The following is a 22,388-nucleotide window of genomic DNA, read 5'->3' on the forward strand; positions in this document are numbered from 1 at the left end:
TAAAATTAGAATTAATAATGAAGTTTAAATGAAAGTGAAATGTTGGAAAAAAGGTTAATTTGTTGGAAAAAACTTCTGTTAATTTTGCATAAATTATTGAAATTCTATTTTATATAGTCTATCATAAGAGTGTGAGAAATATTTGGTTTATATGAACATGAAATTTTAATGTACATAATTAAAGAGATGTAATTAATATAATGTTGGGAGGAATTTAAGGAATGAATAAGAAAAGTTTGGCAGTTGTAATGTCTGCCGTTACAGTAATCGGTTCAGCAGCACCAGTTTTTGCTGCAGCAGAGGATAGTTTTCCAAATGGAAATACCACTGTATCTAGTAGTAAGTATAGTGATATAGAAAGAATACTTAAAAAATATGTTGCAGATGGGGTACAAAATATAACAGTTAACTTTTTTGATAAAAAAGGTAACTCAAAAGGTGTATCTATATCAAACTTAGTAGAAAGTCAAATAAGTTATGTTAAAGATGAAATTAAAGATTTAAAAGCTGGAGAATATGCAAAGATATCTGTAAAAGTTGCAGATGGAACAGCAAAAAAATATGATGATACACTATTAACAGCACTTGGTGATGATGCGGTAGTTACTAAAGTTGGTACTGCAACAGCAGTTAAAATTGTAGATCAAAATGGAGCTTCAATAGAAAATGATGCTAAATTAAAGCTACAAAAATATGATACAAATACATCAGCTTATGTAGATGGAGCTACTAGTTCTGAAGTTTTAGCAGCTACAAAGGCAGCAGTTACAAAATCTGAATTTACTGCTAAGACTGGTAATAATGCTACAGGAACATTAGCTATTACAGCAGCATATGCTGCTGATGTAGCAGGTGCAGTTAAATTAAAATATGATGCACAAACAGCAGCAGCACCTACTTTAGATGCAGAAGTAACATCTATTGATGGTACTAAAGAAATATATGATTTTAGTAAACCAGTTATAACAGTTAACACTACTGATGGTACATCAAAATTAAGTTTTGAAAAAACTGGAGAAAAAGTTGGAGCAGTTGTATCAAATGTAACAGTTATAGCAGCATCAGATGAAACAGTTACTATATCTGGAGATGCAAAAGAAAAAGCACAAGCTTTAGCTAAAAAATATGTATTTAAAGATACTGAATTAGAGAATGCATATAAGACAGTAACAGCAAGTGATTTTGAAAAAACTGACAATGATTATTATGAAGTAGTTCTTTATCCTACAGGAAAAAGATTAAATACAGCTTCAACATATGCATCATCTAACTATAAGCCAGAGTTACCTGAAAGTGATAGAGTAGATACTCCTGCTATAATAACATTAAGATCTACTAATAAGAATAACTTAAAATCAGCTTTAGATGAATTAAGAACTTCAAATAATTCTTATTCAAATAATTCTGTATTAGCTGGTGATGATAGAATAGAAACTGCAATTGAAATAAGTAAAGATTCTTATAATGCAGATGGAGGAATTGGGTCTGATTACAAAGAAGCAGAAAATGTGGTATTAGTAGGATCACAATCAATAGTGGATGGTCTAGTAGCATCACCTTTAGCTGCTGCTAAAGAAGCTCCATTATTATTAACTTCAAAAGATAAGTTAGATTCATCAGTAAAATCTGAGATAAAGAGAGTAATGGGATTAGATGATAAAACTGGAATAACATCTAAAAAGACTGTTTATATAGCTGGTGGAGAAAATTCTGTATCTAAAGAAGTAGTAAATGAGTTAAAAGATATGGGATTAAAAGTTGAAAGATTATCTGGTGATGACAGATACGCTACATCTTTAGAAATAGCTGATGAAATAGGTCTAAACCATAATAAAGTATTTGTAGTTGGTGGTACTGGATTAGCAGATGCAATGAGTATAGCATCAGTTGCTTCTAATAAAGAAATGCCAATAGTAGTAGTTGATGGAAAAGGAAAAGATTTATCAACTGATGCAAAAGACTTTATAGGAAGTGCTTATGTAGATATAATAGGTGGAAAATCTAGTGTTTCTGAAGATATGGAAGATGCTATAGATGATGCTACTGGTAAGAGTCCAGAAAGAGTTAGTGGAGATGACAGACAAGATACTAATGCAGAAGTTATAAAAACTTATTTTGAAAAAGATAATGATGATAGTGTAATTAAAACAGGTGTTAAAAACTTCTACGTTGCTAAAGATGGTTCTACAAAAGAAGACCAATTAGTAGATGCCTTAGCAATAGCAGCAGTAGCAGGTCACTATGAAGCTCCAATAGTTTTAGCAACTGATAGTTTATCTTCTGACCAATCAGTAGCAATAAGTAAAGTTACAAATTCTGATGATTCTAAGAAATTAACTCAAGTTGGTAAAGGAATAGCTGATTCAGTTATTAAGAGAATAAAAGATTTATTAGAATTATAAGATAAAATTAAACTATAAATAAGAGAGGACTTCTATAAAGAAGTTCTCTTTTTATAAAAAGAAATTAAAAAAGGAACTAAAAATAGTTCCTTTTTTTGTGAGAAATACCTAAATAATTAAAGATGTAATTTATTTAAGTATGATTATTATACTATAAATAAAAAAAATTGTCTACTATTCCATAATTTTAAGGTATAATAGTAATTGTATGATAAAAAAGGAGGTAAATTAAATATGTCAGTTTTGGATACAATATTGGATAAAGCAGACGAGCAGGAGATAAAAAAGCTTAATGTAATAGTTGATAAAATAGAATCTTTAGAAAAAGATATGGAAAATATGTCTGATTGTGAATTAAAAAAAATGACAGGTGTATTTAGAGATAGATTAGAAAAAGGAGAGACTTTAGATAGTTTACTCCCAGAAGCATTTGCAGTAGCAAGAGAAGCTTCAAAAAGAGTGTTAGGAATGCGTCAATATAGAGTTCAATTAATTGGAGGTATTGTAATTCATCAAGGAAAGATAGCAGAAATGAAAACTGGAGAAGGTAAAACTTTGGTGGAAGTTGCACCTGTGTATCTAAATGCTTTAACAGGTAAAGGTGTACATGTTGTTACAGTAAATGATTATCTAGCCCAACGTGATAAAGAACTAATGCAACCAGTATATGAGTTTTTAGGTATGTCTGTAGGGGTGATTATTGCAGATCTTACACCTGAAGTTAGAAAAGTTCAATATAATTGTGATATTACTTATGGTACAAATAATGAATTTGGATTTGATTATTTAAAAGATAATATGGTAACTAAAAAGTTTGATAAAGTACAAAGAGAGTTGAATTTTGCTATAGTTGATGAGGTGGATTCAATACTTATAGATGAGGCTAGAACTCCACTTATAATTGCTGGAGAGGGTGATGAAGATTCAAAGCTTTATGAATTAGCAAATTCATTTATAAAAACAATAAAAGAAGAAGATTATGAATTAGATAGAAAAGATAAGACAGTATCTTTAAAAGAAAGTGGTATTGATAAGGCTGAATCATTTTTTGGAATTAAAAATCTTACAGATATAGAAAATATAGAATTATATCATCATATAAATCAGGCTCTTAGAGGTCATAAACTTATGGAAAAAGATGTTGATTATGTTGTAGTTAATCAAGAAGTAATGATAGTTGATGAATTTACAGGTAGAGTAATGGATGGAAGAAGATATACAGATGGTCTACATCAAGCTATAGAAGCAAAAGAAGGGGTAGAAATAAAAGATGAATCTAAAACTATGGCTACAGTTACATTTCAGAACTTCTTTAGATTATATAATAAACTTTCTGGAATGACAGGAACTGCAAAAACTGAAGAGGGAGAATTTGAATCAATTTATAAATTAAATGTTGTACAAATTCCTACTAACAAACCAGTTATAAGAGCAGATCTTCATGATAAAGTGTTTAGAACAGAGAAAGAAAAGTATCAAGCTGTTGTAGAAGAGGTAACAAGGATACATAGAACAAAACAACCAATTCTTATAGGTACTGTTTCTGTTGAAAAATCAGAGATGTTGTCTGGTATGCTTAAGAAAGAGGGAATAAAACATCAAGTTCTAAATGCCAAGGAAAATGATAAGGAAGCACTAATAGTATCAAAAGCTGGTAAGTTGGGTTCAGTAACTATTGCAACTAATATGGCAGGTAGAGGAACAGATATTTCTTTAGGAGCAGGTGACAAAGAAGAAGAAAATAGAGTGAAAGAATTAGGAGGTCTTTATGTAATAGGGACTGAAAGACATGAATCGAGAAGAATTGATAATCAGCTTAGAGGTCGTTCTGGACGTCAAGGTGATCCTGGAACTTCAAGATTCTTTGTTAGTCTTGAAGATGATGTAATAAAATTGTATGGTGGAAAAACTATAGAAAAACTTATGAAACGAACAAGTTCAAATGAAAATAGTTCTATTGAGAGTAAATCTCTTACAAAAGCTATAGAAAGAGCCCAAAAAGGAGTAGAAGGTAAAAATTTTGAAATAAGAAAAAATGTCCTTAAGTATGATGATACTGTAAATGAACAAAGAAAAGTAATATATAATGAAAGAAATAAAGTTTTAAGTGATGAAGATATACATGAAGACATTCAAAAAATGGTTAAAGAGATAATACAAGAGTCAGCTGATAAGTATTTAGTGAAAAGAAAGAGAGACTACTATGGATATTTTAAATATCTTTATAATACATTTATGCCAGCCAATACTTTGCTAATACCTGATTTAGATAATAAAAATATTGAAGAAATAATTAGTAGTACTTATGAGATATCAAAAAGAGTTTATGATTTGAAAAAGATGGTAGTTGGTCTTGATAAAATAACAGAAATGGAAAAGGTTGTTCTTTTAAAAGTTGTTGATCAATATTGGGTAGAACATATAGATGCTATGGATCAGTTAAAACAATATATAGGATTTAAATCATATGCACAAAAAGATCCATTTAAAGAATATGCAATGGAAGGATATGATATGTTTGAATTGTTAAATAAAAATATAAGAGAGACTACTATACAATACTTGTATAAATTTAATTAAAAAGAATTACTTACGTGGTTGTTATTAAATATAAAGATTAATAAGTATTTTTAATTTTATAGATCCAAATTACGATTAAATTATTAAATCCATGCAAATGAAAAAGAAGCTGAAAATCAGCTTCTTTTTCTGTGTGAGAAATACGGAAAAAAGAGATGCTTGAAATTTCTTTCTTCCATTTAATATTATACTATAAAGAGCATGAAAAGTCTATTAGTTATAAACTGGATTATAAAAAAAAATTACAATTTTGTTACCTTTTTGTATACATAAATATTTATAAAATAAAGCACTAGAAGGAATTTTATAGTGAATGGTTAATTATTACAATACATCCTATTTATTGAAATAATGTCAGATATATATTATAATTGGTAAATAAGGAAAATTTGATAAAAAACTGAATTTTTTAGGGGGAAAACACCATGAATAGAAAAAATCTTTCAGTAGTTATGACGGCTGTAATGATAAGTACATCAGTAGCTCCAATTTTTGCTGCCGAAACTACACAGGTAAAAAAACAAACAATAACTAAAAAAGAAGCTACAGAGTTAGTTTCAAAAGTTAGAGACCTAATATCTCAAAAATATACCGGAGGTTCTCAAGTTGGACAACCAATATATGAAATAAAAGTTGGTGAAACTTCATCACAATTAAAAATAATAACTAATATAGATGAATTAGAAAAACTAGTAAATGCTTTAGGAGAAAATAAAGAGCTTCTTGTAACTATAACAGACAAAGGGCATATAACAAATAGTGCAAATGAAGTAGTTGCAGAAGCAGTTGAAAAGTATGAAAATTCAGCAGACCTTTCTGCTGAAGCTAATTCAATAACAGAAAAAGCTAAAACTGAAACTAATGGAATTTATAAAGTTGCAGATGTAAAAGCTTCATATGATAGTGTTAAAGATAAGTTAGTTATAACTTTAAGGGACAAAACAGAAACAGTGACTTCTAGAACTATAGATATAGGTATTGGTGATGAAAAAATTGATTTAACAGTAAATCCAGTTGATTCAACTGGAACAAATTTAGATCCTTCTGCAGAAGGTTTTAGAGTAAATAAAATAAATAAATTAGGTGTAGCAGGAGCTAAAAATATTGATGATGTTCAATTAGCTGAAATAACTATAAAAAATAGTGATTTAAATACAGTTTCACCACAAGATTTATACGATGGATATAGATTAACTGTTCAAGGTAATATGGTAGTAAATGGTACATCAAAATCAGTTAGTGATATCTCAGAAAAAGATTCAGAAACAGGAAAGTATAAATTTACTGTTAAATATACTGATGCATCTGGAAATGCTATAGAACTTACTGTAGAAAGTACTAATGAAAAAGAGTTAAAAGATGCTAAATCAGCATTAGAAGGAAATTCAAAAGTTAAATTAATAGCTGGAGATGATAGATATGCAACTGCAGTAGCTATAGCAAAACAAACAAAATATACTGATAATGTAGTTATAGTTAATTCAAATAAATTAGTTGATGGATTAGCAGCTACACCACTAGCTCAATCTAAAAAAGCACCGATACTGTTGGCATCTGATAATGAAATACCAAAAGTAACTTTAGACTATATAAAAGATATAATTAAGAAAAGCTCATCTGCTAAAATATATATAGTAGGTGGAGAGTCAGCAGTATCAAACACAGCTAAAAAACAATTAGAATCAATAACTAAGAATGTTGAAAGACTAGCTGGAGATGATAGACATACAACTTCAGTAGCAGTAGCAAAAGCTATGGGTTCTTTTAAAGATGCATTTGTAGTAGGTGCAAAAGGGGAAGCTGATGCTATGAGTATAGCTGCTAAAGCTGCTGAACTTAAGGCTCCTATAATAGTAAATGGTTGGAATGATCTCTCAGCAGAAGCCATAAAGTTGATGGATGGAAAAGAGATTGGCATAGTTGGTGGTTCTAATAATGTATCTAGCCAAATTGAAAATCAACTTGTTGATATTGATAAAGATAGAAACGTTCAAAGAGTTGAAGGAGAAACAAGACATGATACTAATGCTAAAGTCATAGAAACATATTATGATAAATTAGATAAACTATATATAGCAAAAGATGGATATGGAAATAATGGTATGCTAGTAGATGCATTGGCAGCAGGACCTCTAGCAGCAGGTAAAGGTCCAATACTTCTAGCTAAAACTGATATAACAGACTCACAAAAGAATGCCATTGGTAAAAAATTAAATCTTGGTGCAGAAGTAACTCAAATAGGTAATGGAGTTGAATTGACAGTAATACAAAAGATAGCTAAGATACTAGGTTGGTAATAACTTATACTGTGGAGAAGATTCCTTAATAAACAGAGGAATCTTTTTCTATAGTTATGCTATTTATTGTAAATTATAACATTTTATGAAATAGGAGGATATAGTAGTGGTAGATGCAACTTTATTTTTTACACCACATCAAGATGATGAAACTTTAAGTATGGGTAGTGCTATAATTGAGCATGTTGAAAAAAGTGATACACATGTAATATTGTGTACAGATGGTAGTAAATCAATAATAAGAAAAGTCTTAGATGATGGAGGGTCATGTTCTTATCATATTAAAGATGTGCATAAGTATTCTTTATCAGAAAGTGAATTTTCAAAAGATAGAGATGAAGAGTTTAAGGATAGTTGTGAAGCAATGGGTGTAAAAGAAAGTAATATACATATAGAAGATAATAGAGCTCATGATGGAGAATTAAATAAGGAAAAAGCAAGGGAAATAATTCTTAAGTACTTAAAAGAATATCCAGATGCGAAAGTAAAGACTGTTACTCCGTTTAAAGCTAGTGGAATACATGAAGACCATAGAGCATTAGGTGAAGCAGCTTTAGAACTATACAAAGAAGGTAAAATAAAAGATTTAAGATTTTATGTAGAGCCATATGATTATAATGATTTCAAAAAAGTTAATCCAAATGTAGAGGTATGGGAGGTATTACCTAGTCAAGAAGAGAAGTTATTAAGTGCAATGAATGCATATAAAAAATGGAATCCTGAAAATAATCATTATGCTATAGGATATCATTCTGTAAAATCTCATTTTGATGACTTAGAATTAAATAAAATACAGTATGTTCATGCTCCATAAAATTATATTTAAATTAGGAGGAAATAATTAATGAAAATATCAAAAAAAATAATACCTTTGTTAACAGTATCATTTTTATCAATAGCTTTATCTAGCAATATTGTAAATGCATCTAATAAAGAGAATTTAATAGGTTCAGGGAGATGGGAGACAGCAATAAAAATAAGTCAAAATGGATGGTCAAGGACTGACAATGCTATACTAGTAAATGATAATTCAATAGCTGATGCATTATCTGCAACTCCATTTGCTAAATTGAAAGATGCACCTATTTTACTTTCTGGAAATAAAGAATTAGATGCAAGAACAAAGTCAGAATTGAAAAGGCTTGGAGTAAAAAATGTATTTTTAGTGGGTGGTTCAAATGCATTAGGTACAAATATTGAAAATCAATTGAAATCAGAGAAAATAACAGTTGAAAGAATTTCTGGAAATGATAGATATGAAACATCTGTAAAACTCGCTGAGAAATTGGATAAAGAAAAAGATATTTCTGATGTAATTGTAGTAAATGGAGAAAAAGGCCTAGCAGATGCTGTAAGTGTTGGTTCAATAGCAGCTCAAAACTATGTGCCAATTATACTTTCAAATTCAAATAGTGGAGTTGAGGTAGCTAATAAATTTATAAAGTCTCAAAATATAAAAAATTCTTATATCATTGGAGGATTAAATTCTATTTCTAGTGAAATAGAAAAAAGCTTACCCAATGCTAAAAGAATATCAGGTAATAATAGAAATGAAACAAATGCAAATGTTATAAAGGAATTTTATAAAGAAACAGATTTAAGAAATGCATATATAACTAAGGATGGAATGAAGAAACAGAGTGATTTAATAGATTCACTATCAGTTGGAGTGTTAGCAGCGAAAAATAATTCTCCAGTAGTATTAGTAGGAAACAAAATTGATTCTATTCAAAAGGATGTACTAAATACTAAGATATTTAGTACAGTTACTCAAGTTGGTGGAATGGGAAATGAAAATGTTTATAAAGATATTCTAGATATGCAAGAAGAAACTAAATATACAGTTGAAACAATAGAGGAGTTAAATTCCGCTTTAAAGAAAGTTGATGCTAATGACACTATAAAATTTAGACCTGATAAAAAGATAAGTGAATCTTTTAAATTAGAGACTGAAAAAGCTATAAAGGTTGATTTTTCTGGAGAATATAGTCAATCGATAACTATAAATATGCCAAACGGAGAATTGAATAATACAGGTGATATAAGTAAAACATTGATACTTAAAGATATAAAAGATGGAACTTTAACTAACTCAGGTTATATAAACCAAATGGATATTTCTGATGATAATGGTTGTAAGATTGAAAATGAAAATGATGGACAAATATGGCTTATGACAATATTTAGTTCTGCAAAAGATGTAAATATAAGAAATGACGGAACTATAACGAAGGTAGATAATGATTCTTCAAGTACTAATATAAGAAATTCAGGAAAAATTGATACTGTTAGTGGAAATAAAGAACCAGGAATAAGTGGCAATAAGCCTAATACTAATAATACAGATAAAGATGATGATAGTGATACAGCAGCAGGATTATCTCCAAGTATAACTGCATGTTTTCCTATTGAAAATAATCAAATTATGTTAAATGTACCTCAAAAACCTAAAAATTCAAATTATAAAATTTATTACAGAGTATTGTCATATAAACCATCAGCTATGAGGGTCGGTGATAGGATTAATATAAATGATTGGGATTTGGTTGAAAATACTGATCCGTTTAAAGTAAATGCTAAAAATGGATCCTATATAGAAGTTGTTGAAATTGATTATTCAAGAAAAAAAGTTTCAAGATGGGGGAGAGCTGGGACAACAGATGATGGCTTTAAAGTGGTAGCAAGTGGAATAAAGTCAAGTATTTCTATTGATGAAGATTCTAAAGTAACTATTAGTGTAACTGGATACAATGGTAATAAAGTTTACTATAGAATAAAGACTACAAAACCAGAGCCTATGAATGTAGGGGATGAAATAGACTCCAGTTGGAAAAGTAGTTCTAATAGTGATATAACTTTACAAGGAAGCAAGGTAAATGGACTTTATGTAGAATTAGCATCAGGAGAAAATAATAAAGTTGAAAAATGGGGAGTAACAGATAAAATAGAAATTATTTCTTAAAGTTAATAAGGAGTTGTCTTTTTTAGACAACTCCTTATTCTGTATAAGTATAAACATAGTAAGGTTAATTTTTATAATTGAAAACTACTATCTTGCTAAAGATGAAATTTAAAATTATAACAATGATATTAGTGATTACTTTTACTAAGATATCATTTAGAAAAAGTAAATCAATCATTAAATACATAAGTAATATTTCTATAAAACCAGAAAATAAACGACAAGATAAAAAAGATACAAATTCTTTTAAGAGAAAAAAAATCTCAGTTTTTTCACTTTTGAATACAAAGAATTTGTTTGTTATATATGAAAATAAAACTGCTATAGACCAAGCTAGAGAGTTTGATACTAAAAAAGTAAAATTAATAATTCTTGTAAAAAATAGATAAGCAATAATGTTTATCAAAACTGTTAAAGCGCCAAAAAAGAGATATAATATTGTTTCTAGATGTCTTTTTAATATCAAAAAATTTCCCTCCATTGCTTGATATATATTATTTATGTAATTAGTATATCATATATTAGTCAGTAAATATGCAGTATAAAATAGTATTTTACAATATATATAATTATAATTCATATTTTATCAAAATAAAATATGACCTAGATTTAGAAATCTGATATAATAAAAATTAAATACATATAAGGGGGTAAATATGAGAAAGTATAAATTAAAAAAATTGTCAAAGCTACTGGCATTGTTGACAGTTTGCTTTTTAATAGTGTCAACGATACCTGTCTCAGCACAAAACAATAAAACTCTGACTGGAGTAGAAACTGCAGAATATTCTGAAGCATATCTTCGATATTTAGAAGATGTAAAAAAAGGAGATACAGCAAAATATAATGGAGTAATACCAACTCCTTATGAAATGGAAGGAACAACACTTCAGACTAAAGGAAGAAGTAGTCTTCCAGCATCATATAAATCAAGTGTATCATATGATCCAAGAAAATTAGATTTAACTACACCAGCAAAAGACCAAGGCAAACTTAATACATGTTGGGCTTTTTCTGGGATGTCAACACTAGAAGCATACTTGAAATTAAAAGGTTATGGAACCTATGATCTTTCAGAAGAGCATTTTAGATGGTGGTCAACTGGAGGAATACATGGATGGGACTTAACTGATATGACAGGTAGTTCGAATGTAACAGCAATTGGATATCTTACAGCCTGGTCAGGTCCTAAGTTAGAAAAAGATATTCCATATAATTTTAAATCAGAAGATGAAGGAGCAACTAAACCTCAAAATATGGATACTGCACCTACACAATTTAATGTAACAGATGTTGTAAGAGTTAATAAAGATAAAACTTCTGTTAAAAATGCAATAATGCAATATGGTGCAGTGACATCAGGATATGCACACTATTCAGCTTACTTAAGTGATGATGAAAATTCATATAATTGTAATGATAGAAGTGAACCTTTAAATCATTCTGTTTCAATTGTAGGATGGGATGACAATTATTCAAAAGATAAGTTCAAGCCAAGTGCTAGACCAGAATCAAATGGAGCATGGTTAGTGAAAAGTAGTTGGGGAGAATTTAACTCAGAAAAAGGATTCTTCTGGATTTCTTATGAAGACAAAACTCTTTTAAAAGATACAGATAACTATGCAATGAAATCAGTATCAAAACCAGACAGTGACAAAAAAATGTATCAACTTGAATATGCTGGTCTTAGCAAGATAATGTCAAATAAAATAACAGCAGCAAATGTATTTGATTTCAGTAGAGACTCTGAAAAACTTGACTCAGTTATGTTTGAAACAGACTCTGTAGGAGCAAAATATGAAGTATATTATGCACCAGTAGTAAATGGAGTTCCTCAAAATAACTCAATGACAAAACTTGCAAATGGAACAGTATCATACTCTGGATACATAAATGTACCTACTAACTCTTATAACCTACCAAAAGGAAAAGGAGCAATAGTAGTAGTTATAGATAACTCAGCAAATCCTAATAGAGAAAAATCTACTTTAGCATATGAAACTAACATAGATGGATATTACTTATATGAAGCTAAAGCAAACTTAGGTGAAAGTTACATACTTCAAAACAATAAATTTGAGGATATAAATACATATAGCGAGTTCTCTCCTTGTAACTTTGTTATAAAAGCTATAACAAAGACATCTTCTGGACAGGCTACTTCAGGAGAATCTTTAACTGGAGCTGACAGATATGAAACAGCAGTTAAAGTTAGTCAAAAAGGGTGGACTTCTTCACAAAATGCAGTACTAGTAAATGGTAATGCAATAGTGGATGCTTTAACAGCTACACCATTTACAGCAGCAATTGATTCTCCAATCCTTTTAACAGGAAAAGATAACTTAGATTCAAAAACTAAGGCAGAGTTACAAAGATTAGGAACTAAAAAAGTTTATCTAATAGGTGGAGAAAATTCTCTAAGTAAGAATATACAAACTCAACTTAGCAATATGGGTATATCAATAGAGAGAATTAGTGGTAGTGATAGATACAAGACTAGTATATCTCTAGCTCAAAAACTAAACAGTATAAAATCTGTTTCACAAGTTGCAGTGGCAAATGGTGTCAATGGACTTGCAGATGCAATAAGTGTTGGTGCAGCAGCAGCAGATAACAATATGCCAATAATACTTACTAATGAAAAGAGTGAGTTACAAGGTGCTGATGAGTTTTTAAATTCATCAAAAATAACTAAGTCTTATATAATTGGTGGTACAGCTACTTTATCATCAAACTTAGAAAGTAAGCTTTCAAATCCAACAAGACTTGCAGGAAGCAATAGAAATGAAACTAATGCTAAGATAATAGATAAGTTCTATACTAATTCAGATTTAAAATATGCTTTTGTTGTTAAAGATGGTTCAAAAAGTCAAGGTGACTTAATAGATGGACTAGCAGTAGGAGCATTAGGTGCTAAAACTGATTCACCAGTAGTTCTAGTTGGAAATAAATTAGATGAAAGTCAAAAAACTGTACTTAAATCTAAGAAAATAGAAACTCCAATTAGAGTTGGTGGAAATGGAAATGAAAGTGCTTTTAATGAATTAAATAGTCTTTTAGGAAAATAATAATGTTAAATGTTTTATAGTTTAAAAAATATTTAATATTGCTTTAAAAATATATAAAGGAAATAAGCCCTAACTGTTAATATGGTTGGGGCTTATTTCTTGAGAAATTTTTATAGATAAAAATGTAATAATTTTAAACTGTAAAATAGTGTAAAGATATTCTATAATATAATATAGTAAGATTTTAAACGAAATAAGGGGGTAATAAAATGAAAGCACCAAAAACTATTTTAACAATATTGACAATAGCGCTTACTTTAAGTGGGATTTCTATAACTTCATCATACGCACTTACAGAGGAAAAATTAATAGGTGAAGGGAGATATGAAACTGCTGTAAAGATAAGCCAAAAAGCATATAGTTCTAGTAATAATGCTGTATTAGTCAATGATAGCTCTTTGGCTGATGCTCTTTCAGCTACACCATTTGCAAAAGTTAAAGGAGCTCCAATACTTTTGACAGAAAGCAATAAACTGGATGATAGAACTAAAACAGAGCTAAAGCGTTTGGGAGCTAAGGATATTTATTTAATTGGTGGGACTGCTGTACTAAATAAGGATATAGAGAATCAATTAAAAAATGATGGATTAAATGTAGAAAGAATTAGTGGTAATGATAGATATGAAACTTCATTACTTTTAGCAAATAAACTAAAAGATATTAAAGATGTTAAGGAGATAGCTGTTGTAAATGGCGAAAAAGGGCTAAGTGATGCTGTAAGTGTTGGGGCACCTTCTGCTCAAAATAATATGCCTGTAGTATTATCTAGTCCAAAGAATGGAGTAGAAGCATTTGAGAAATTTATAAAAGATGAGAAAGTTATAAAGGCATATGTAATTGGAGGTACAAATTCTGTTTCAAGAACTGTAGAGAAAAGCCTCCCTAATGCAGAAAGATTGAGTGGAAAGGATAGAAATGAAACTAATGCCAAGGTTATAGAAAAGTTTTACTCTGATGTAGATTTAAACAATCTATATGTAACTAAAGATGGAAGTAAAAATGAAAATCAACTTATTGATTCATTGGCAGTTGGAGTATTGGCAGCAAAGAATGAATCACCTGTTGTTTTGGTCGGTGATAAACTAAATACAAAGCAAAGGGATATACTTAGTACTAAAAAATTAAGTACTGTAACACAAGTTGGTGGAAATGGAAATGAAGAAGCTTTTAATGAAATTAAGACTTTACAAGATAAAACTATCTTTGAAGCTAAAACCGTTGAGGAATTAACTAATATGATAAATATTGCAAGTCCTAATGACATTATTAACTTTAATCCAAAAGAGGATACTGTAAATGAAGCTTTTAGAATGGTAACAAATAAGCCAATAACTGTGAATATAAAAGGTGATTGTTCAAAGACTATCACTATTGATATGCCTAATGGTGAGGTAAATAACTATGCTACTTTAGTAAATGTTATAGTGAGAAATATTGGAGAAGGTGGATTTAACAATCATGATACAATAACTATATTGTCAGTTCGTGACAAAAATGGTAGAGTTATAGAAAATACTAGAAATTCAGATATAGAAACAATGATGATATTGGCATCTGCTAATGATACAAAATTGATTAATGATGGTTATATAGGAAAGCTTATAGATAACTCATCTAATAGTGACATCACTAATCATGGAACTATAGATAAAAAAGTAAATCAGGTTGAAGATTTAGAAGCTAAGGTTGATTCAATTGAAAAAGCTATAGATTCTATAAGCCAGAAAATTAATAAGATACAAGATATATTAGATAAACTTGGATTTCTAAAGAAATTTCTTAACTAAAAAGATGTATATTTAAGAAAGCTATATTTTATACTTATATTTGAAAATATATAGTTAGATGGATTCATAGCTAAAGATAAATATACAGTTAAATCTTGGGGAGGTAATATGGAGAGTGGATTTGAAGGTAAATTAGATACAAAAATTATGAAAAATAGAGTTAAATCAATTGATATAATAAGAGGGCTATCAATAGCCATCATGATAGTTTGCAATAATCCTGGGACTTGGATGAGAATGTATCCACAACTTAGACATGCTATATGGCATGGTGTAACACTTGCAGATTTTGCATTTCCTTTCTTTGTTATATCCTTAGGTGTTACAATTCCAATATCAATAAACAGTAAACTAAAGAATAATAAATCTACAATACGAATAATACTAAGTATATTTAAGAGAAGTATTTTACTAATGTTGTTTGGATTTTTCTTAAATTACCTAGGAAATCATGACTTAAGTACTGTAAGAATACTTGGGGTGCTTCAACGTATGGGATTAGTATACCTTGTAACTAGTCTAGTGTATTTACTACTAAAAAAACTGAATGTAGGAAGCACTGCAACTATAATTACTTTCTTATGTATATCTGCATTTATCATAGTGGGATATTATATAGTGGCAAAACCATATGGATTTGAGCTAGAAGGTTCTCTTGCACAATTAGTGGATTTCCATTTTTTCAAAGGACATTTGTACAAGCCAGAGTTTGAACCAGATGGATTTTTAACGAGTATAGTAGCAATTTCTTCAGGTATGTTAGGCTGTACTATGGGGTGTGTACTTCTAAAAGAAAATATAGGACAGTATAAAAAATTATTTAAAATATTAATTATGAGTATCATTTTACTTATATGTGCTTTTGCTTTTAATCAATATTTTCCATTTAATAAGAGATTATGGTCAAGTTCATTCGTACTTTTAATGGCTGGAAGTTATGGTATTTTATTGGCAATATTTTACTTTATATGTGACATCAAAAATAAAAGCAAAATATTTACTCCAATAATAGCACTTGGAAGTAGCCCTATTTTTACATATATGTGTCTTGAAATATTGAGCCATGTGTTTTGGAATTTACCAAAACTTACTGATAAAGTAGATTATCCCACTACTTTGGTGGAATGGACTACATATGAATTTATAACACCTTGGGCAGGTACAACATGGGATTCTCTTGTATTTTCTCTCTTGTATGTATTGTTTTGGGTTATAATAATGTCGTTTATGTATAAAAAGAAAATATTTATTAAAATTTAATGTAGTGTTTTGTTTAAAAAAATATTTATTCAATTTGTTTAAATATGCAGAAATTCTCAGTAATAATCCAGTTTTTCCCTAGCGAAAATTAAAAAAACATGCCATAAAAGATTACAAAAAGATTACAATTTGTAATCTTTTGTGCTATAATGAAAAAAGATTTACATAATATTGAATTTATGTAATATAAAACAAGTTCAAGAAGAATTAAATAAGATTTAAAGATCTAAAAATCTAGGGGGGATACGATGAGAAAGAGAACAAAATTATTAGCAACAGGAATGTTGTCTATAGCAATGGTGGCACCAAACGTGGCTTTAGCAGCGGAAAATACTACTGCAAATACAGAATCTAATTCAGATATTAATATAAATTTACAAAGAAAAAGTGTTGTGTTAGGAAGTAAATCGAATGCAAGTGTAAAGTTTAAAGAAAAATTAAATGCTGATTCAATAACATTAAACTTTATGTGTTATGATATGCCACTTGAAGCTACTTTAAATTACAATGAAAAAACAGATACATATGAAGGTGTAATAAACTATAACAAAGACCCAGAATACTTAAATGTATGGGAACTTCAAAGCATAAAAGTAAATGGTAAAGATGGACAGAAGGTTTTAAATAAAGAAGATTTAGAATCTATGGGGTTAAATCTTAAAGATTATGATGTTACACAAGAGTTTATAATAAGTGATGCTAACTCAACAAAAGCAGTGAATGAATATATGAGAAAAACTTCTGCACCAGTAAAAAAACTTGCAGGAGCTACTAGATTTGAGACAGCAGTTGAGATAAGTAAACAAGGATGGAAAGATGGAGCTAGTAAGGTTGTAATAGTTAATGGAGAACTAGCAGCAGATGGAATCACAGCTACTCCACTTGCTTCTACATATGATGCACCAATATTACTTGCAAATAAAGATGATATACCAGAAAGTACAAAGGCGGAATTAAAACGTCTAAACCCAAGTGATGTAATAATCATAGGTGATGATGGTTCAGTTTCACAAAAGGCAGTATCTCAAATAAAATCTGCTGTAGATGTAAATGTAACTCGTATTGGTGGAGTTGATAGACATGAAACATCTTTACTTATAGCAAAAGAAATTGATAAGTATCATGATGTTAATAAGATATATATAGCAAATGGATATGCTGGTGAGTATGATGCTCTTAATATTTCATCAAAAGCAGGTGAAGACCAACAACCTATAATATTAGCTAATAAAGATTCTGTACCAGAAAGTACATATAATTGGCTATCTTCACAAGGTTTAGAAGAAGCTTATTACATAGGTGGAGACCAAAGTCTATCATCAAAACTTATAGATAAAATATCTAAGATAGCAAAAAATGGGACTTCAAAAAACAGAGTATCTGGAGCTGATAGACATGAAACTAATGCGAAGGTAATTAAGACTTTCTATCCAGATAAAGAATTGAGCGCAATGTTAGTTGCAAAATCTGACATAATAGTTGACTCAATAACAGCAGGACCTTTAGCAGCTAAGTTGAAATCTCCAATACTTATAACTCCAAAAACTTACGTTTCTGCATACCATAGTACAAACTTATCAGAAAAAACAGCAGGAACAGTATATCAAATTGGTGATGGAATGAAGGATAGTGTTATAAGTTCTATAGCATCTAGTTTATCAAAACACAATGCACCAACAGAACCAGAAAATCCAGGTTCAGCAGCAGGAAAAACTGTAGTGATAGACCCAGGTCATGGGGGTTCTGACTCAGGAGCAACAAGTGGATTAAATGGTGGAGCTCAAGAAAAGAAATATACTCTTAATACAGCACTAGCAACTACTGAATATTTACGTTCAAAAGGTATAAATGTTGTTATGACTAGAGATACAGATAAAACAATGGCTTTAGGAGAAAGAACGACATTATCAAACACTATAAAGCCAGATTTATTTACAAGTATACATTACAATGCATCTAATGGAGCTGGTAATGGTGTGGAAATTTTTTACAAAGTAAAAGATAAAAATGGTGGAACAACTAAGACTGCTGCATCAAATATATTAAAAAGAATATTAGAGAAATTTAATATGCAAAATAGAGGAATCAAGACAAGAACACTTGCTAATGGAAATGATTACCTATATGTATTAAGAAACAATAAATATCCTGCAATACTTGTAGAATGCGCATTTATAGACAATAAGAGCGACATGGACAAGTTAAATACAGCAGAAAAAGTAAAGACAATGGGAACTCAAATTGGAATAGGAATAGAAGATACAGTAAAATAAAATAAAAAATATTAAAGCAAAATATATCATCTCCTGTTATAATGTAAAATATAGCAAGAGATGATATATTTTTGCAAAGAATCAAATTGTTTACAATGACGTTTATTGTATTGATAAACTTCTCATTATTGAGTATAATATAGAAATAAGTCAAAAATAAGATAGAAATACGTTGAAATTAAGAATTTAAAAATTTTTTATTCCAATATGGAGGTAACTATGTCTGGATATACTAATGATGAATGTGAAATACCTAAAGTTACAAGCTATCCAGGGGCAGATAAAGAAATTGCAAGTGAGATTGACTATAGCATAGTAAAAGGCACAGTGTTGTTTGACTTGTACCAAAGAGTTGTGGATTTAGTTTTATCTATATTAGGACTTGTAGTAGGTTTACCTTTAATAGCAATATTTGGAATTCTTATTAAAATAGAGGACAAAGGACCAATAACTTATAAGCAAGAAAGACTAGGAAAATGCGGGAGAAGATTCTATATATATAAATTGAGATCTATGAGAACAGACGCAGAAAAATTTGGCGCACAATGGGCTGAAAAAGATGATCCTAGAATAACTAAGGTTGGAAAGTTTATTAGGAAAACTAGAATTGATGAGATTCCACAGCTGTTTAATATATTAAAGGGGGACATGGGCTTAATAGGTCCTAGACCAGAGAGACCAAACTTTACTGTTCAATTTAATGAGGAAATACCTGGATTTATCAACAGGCTTGCTATAAAACCTGGACTTACAGGTTGGGCACAAGTAAATGGTGGATACGAAATCACTCCTGAAGAAAAACTTAAAGAAGATATTTACTATATAAAAAATAGGAGTATATTACTTGACTTTAAGATACTCTTTAAAACTGTTAAAGTAGTATTGACAGGAGACGGAGCTAGATAATTTTAAAATATTAGATTATTAATCAATGAAAAAGCTCTTTAAAAAAGAGCTTTTTTATTGTCAAAAAATACAAAAAGAAAAGGAATGAGAACTTATGATTAAAAAAATTTCTACTATATTATCGTTAGTTTTGCTAATCTCTATTTCTAGTACAGTGGGGGTATTTGCAGATGTAAGTCCTAAAAAAGAGTTGATAGAAGGTAGTATACCAGAGATTTCAACAGAATTAAATAAAAGAGTATTCAAGAATTCTAAAGAAGTAATTCTTGTAAATGAAGAGTCAATTGTAGATAGTATAAGTGCAACACCTTTGGCATATGTAAAAAATGCTCCGATAGTTGTAACTAAGAGTAAAAATGTTGGTAGAGTAACAAGAAATTATCTAAAAGAGCTAGGTCCAGAGAAGGTTACGATAATAGGTGGTTTAAAGGCAGTATCTAAAGATGCTGAACGTAATATAGAGAAAATGGGAATTAAAGTAGAAAGAATAAGAGGAAAAGACAGATATGATACATCTTTAAAGATAGCTAGAGAAATGTACAGAACAGTAGGATTCGATAAGGCATTTTTACTTAGCTCAACTACAGGATTAGAGAATGCCATATCTGTATATTCTTATGCAGCTAAAAATGGAATGCCAATAATATGGGCTCAAGATGAAGGTTTTGAAGAACAAATTGACTTCTTAAAAAGTAAAAACCTTGAAAAAATATATGCATTAGGTGATTCAAAAGAGTTTATTGCAGACATTGATTCTAGCTTAAAGAATATAGAAGGTATAAAGCAAATAAATAAGTCAAGCACAAATGTCGATTTAATAAAGAAATTTTATGATGAAAAAGATATAAAGAAAATCTATACTGCTAAATTAGATTTTGGAAGTAGATCTGATGTAAACGAATATATTTCTTTGGGAGTAGTATCGGCCAAAGAAAATATGCCAATACTGATTTGTAGTGATAATTTAAGTCATGCACAAGATAAATTCTTGAAAGATAACAACATAAGTGATGTAATTGAAGTTGGATATACAGTAGGTAATTATAGTCTGTTAAAGAGTATACTTAATTTAACATCCTTATCTTGTATAATATTAATACTATTATTACTATTGATTGTATTTAGAGCGCTTAGATATGAGTCAAGATAGTCTTTAATTTATTAAGGAAGCTTTTCATAGGTTAAATTTACTTAATCAGAATAATGTTTATAAGCAGTTTTAAAAGTTCTACTTTTAGAGTTTAAATTAGAGAAGGAGAAAGAAAATGTCAAAAACAGCTAAAGCAGCATTGTGGATTATGGCGGCCACTATGTTTTCAAAAGTATTAGGTTTCCTTAGAGAACTTGTACTTGCAAATTTCTATGGAACAGGTATGTATGCAGACGTATTTGTATTAACATTAAATATACCTGGTTTAATCATAGCAGTCATAGGTTCTGCAATTGCTACAACTTATATACCTATGTACTTTGAGACAAAGAAAAGACTCGGAGATGAAGGTGCCTTAAAATTTACTAACAATGTTTTAAATATATGCTATATAATGGCTATAATAATAGCTATTTTTGGGCTTTTATTTACAGAGCAATTTGTTACAGTATTTGCAGCAGGATTTAGAAGTGACCCTGCTAAGTTTCAAGCAGCAATACTATTTACTAAAATAATGATTTCAGGAGTTTTGTTCTTAAGTGGAAGTAAAATATTTAGTTCATTTTTACAGGTGAATGACAGTTTTGTAATTCCAGGTCTTATAGGAATTCCATATAATATCATAATAATAGCAGCAATAGCACTAAGTGCAGGTAAAAATGTATGGATACTACCAGCAGGAGCATTGATTGCCATGGCAAGTCAGTTATTGTTTCAACTCCCATTTGCATTTAAGAAGTCCTACAAGTATAAACCATATATAAATTTAAAGGATGAGTCCATAAAAGAATTAGTGAATCTAGTCTTGCCTATGTTAATAGGTGTAGCTGTTGGACAGTTAAATATATTTGTTGACAGGTTATTGGCAACTACTTTGGGGGATGGAAAGTTGTCTGCCCTTAACTATGCAAATAGACTAAATGAGTTTGTTATGGCATTATTTGTTACATCTATAATAACAGTTATATATCCTAAGTTGGCAAAAATGTCGGGTAAAGATAATAAAGAAGGATTTATAAGTACTATTGTAAAGTCATCAAATTGTATTATATTGGTAGTGCTTCCAATATCCATAGGAGCTATTATACTAGCAGAACCTCTAGTTAGAATACTATTCCAAAGGGGTAAGTTTGATGCATTATCAACAGACCTTACATCTATAGCTCTTAGATTATATTCGTTAGGTTTATTGGCTTGTGGGGTAAGAGATGTTTTATATAGAGCATTCTATTCTCTTTCAGATACAAAGACACCAATGATAAATGGAAGTATTGCGCTAATAATAAATATAGTTCTTAATTTAATATTGATAAGACCACTTGGTCATGCAGGTATTGCTATATCAACTAGTACGTCTAATATAATTACAGTTATATTATTGTTTATATCTCTTAAAAAGAAAACTGGATATTTTGGAGGAGATAAAATCATAAAGACTGGTCTTAAAAGTTTGGTAGCATCAGGTGTGATGGCAGTAGTCACTTTATTGATATATAACAATCTATATGCATTTATAGGTGCAGGAACAATTAAAGAAATTATAGCAGTTGGAACTGGAGTATTAGGTGGGGCTTCTGTATATACGATATTGATAGTTTTATTTAAGGTAGAAGAGATGGACTTAGCTTTTGAATTTTTAAAAAAAGGAAAGCAAAAACTACTTAAAAGATAGACATTTACCTTAAAAAATTAAAATAGAGTCA

13 protein-coding genes are annotated in these 22,388 nt (G+C 29.6%); 12 read left to right on the forward strand and 1 reads right to left on the reverse strand.

What is annotated here, in order from left to right; translation table 11 throughout:
• Positions 1-221: 221 nt before the first annotated feature.
• From slpA to IC213_RS08330, 5 genes are all read left to right on the forward strand, one after another.
• Positions 222-2,402 (forward strand): S-layer protein SlpA, encoded by a 2,181-nt coding sequence (slpA, locus tag IC213_RS08310; protein WP_227862983.1) that lies wholly within the window; start codon positions 222-224, stop codon positions 2,400-2,402.
• A 234-nt stretch (positions 2,403-2,636) separates the two neighbouring features.
• Positions 2,637-4,982: a preprotein translocase subunit SecA gene (gene secA / locus IC213_RS08315; protein WP_227862984.1), complete on the forward strand. Its 2,346-nt coding sequence runs from the start codon at positions 2,637-2,639 to the stop codon at positions 4,980-4,982.
• Between the two features lie 425 nt (positions 4,983-5,407).
• Complete coding sequence (locus IC213_RS08320) at positions 5,408-7,279, forward strand: cell wall-binding protein Cwp2 (protein WP_227862985.1); 1,872 nt, start codon at positions 5,408-5,410, stop codon at positions 7,277-7,279.
• A 106-nt stretch (positions 7,280-7,385) separates the two neighbouring features.
• A complete protein-coding gene (locus IC213_RS08325) occupies positions 7,386-8,093 on the forward strand; it encodes a PIG-L family deacetylase (protein WP_227839518.1) in 708 nt (235 codons plus the stop codon).
• A 30-nt stretch (positions 8,094-8,123) separates the two neighbouring features.
• On the forward strand, positions 8,124-10,241 hold the full coding sequence (locus IC213_RS08330; RefSeq protein WP_285894829.1) for a cell wall-binding repeat-containing protein: 2,118 nt from the start codon (positions 8,124-8,126) through the stop codon (positions 10,239-10,241).
• A gap of 64 nt (positions 10,242-10,305) precedes the next feature.
• Here IC213_RS08330 and IC213_RS08335 read toward each other — a convergent pair whose 3' ends face one another.
• The gene (locus tag IC213_RS08335) at positions 10,306-10,722 is read right to left on the reverse strand and encodes a GtrA family protein (protein ID WP_227862986.1); all 417 of its coding nucleotides are present in this window, start codon (positions 10,720-10,722) and stop codon (positions 10,306-10,308) included.
• Between the two features lie 175 nt (positions 10,723-10,897).
• Here IC213_RS08335 and IC213_RS08340 point away from each other — a divergent pair, with 175 nt between their 5' ends.
• The 7 genes from IC213_RS08340 (at position 10,898) to murJ (ending at position 22,357) form a co-directional block, all read left to right on the forward strand.
• Complete coding sequence (locus tag IC213_RS08340; RefSeq protein WP_227862987.1) at positions 10,898-13,309, forward strand: cell wall-binding repeat-containing protein; 2,412 nt, start codon at positions 10,898-10,900, stop codon at positions 13,307-13,309.
• 209 nt (positions 13,310-13,518) lie between these two features.
• Positions 13,519-15,096, forward strand: a complete 1,578-nt coding sequence (locus IC213_RS08345) for a cell wall-binding repeat-containing protein (protein WP_227862988.1) — start codon at positions 13,519-13,521, stop codon at positions 15,094-15,096.
• A 108-nt stretch (positions 15,097-15,204) separates the two neighbouring features.
• On the forward strand, positions 15,205-16,356 hold the full coding sequence (locus tag IC213_RS08350) for a DUF5009 domain-containing protein (protein ID WP_227862989.1): 1,152 nt from the start codon (positions 15,205-15,207) through the stop codon (positions 16,354-16,356).
• 248 nt (positions 16,357-16,604) lie between these two features.
• On the forward strand, positions 16,605-18,629 hold the full coding sequence (locus IC213_RS08355; RefSeq protein ID WP_227862990.1) for an N-acetylmuramoyl-L-alanine amidase: 2,025 nt from the start codon (positions 16,605-16,607) through the stop codon (positions 18,627-18,629).
• 219 nt (positions 18,630-18,848) lie between these two features.
• Complete coding sequence (locus tag IC213_RS08360) at positions 18,849-19,535, forward strand: sugar transferase (RefSeq protein WP_227434450.1); 687 nt, start codon at positions 18,849-18,851, stop codon at positions 19,533-19,535.
• 94 nt (positions 19,536-19,629) lie between these two features.
• Positions 19,630-20,685: a cell wall-binding repeat-containing protein gene (locus IC213_RS08365; protein ID WP_227434451.1), complete on the forward strand. Its 1,056-nt coding sequence runs from the start codon at positions 19,630-19,632 to the stop codon at positions 20,683-20,685.
• 115 nt (positions 20,686-20,800) lie between these two features.
• Entirely contained in the window at positions 20,801-22,357 is a 1,557-nt protein-coding gene (gene murJ / locus IC213_RS08370; RefSeq protein ID WP_227482116.1) for a murein biosynthesis integral membrane protein MurJ, read from the forward strand.
• Positions 22,358-22,388 lie beyond the last annotated feature (31 nt).

Origin of the sequence: Clostridioides sp. ES-S-0049-02, assembly GCF_020658465.1 — a bacterium.
In the GTDB taxonomy this organism is placed as follows: Bacteria; Bacillota; Clostridia; order Peptostreptococcales; family Peptostreptococcaceae; genus Clostridioides.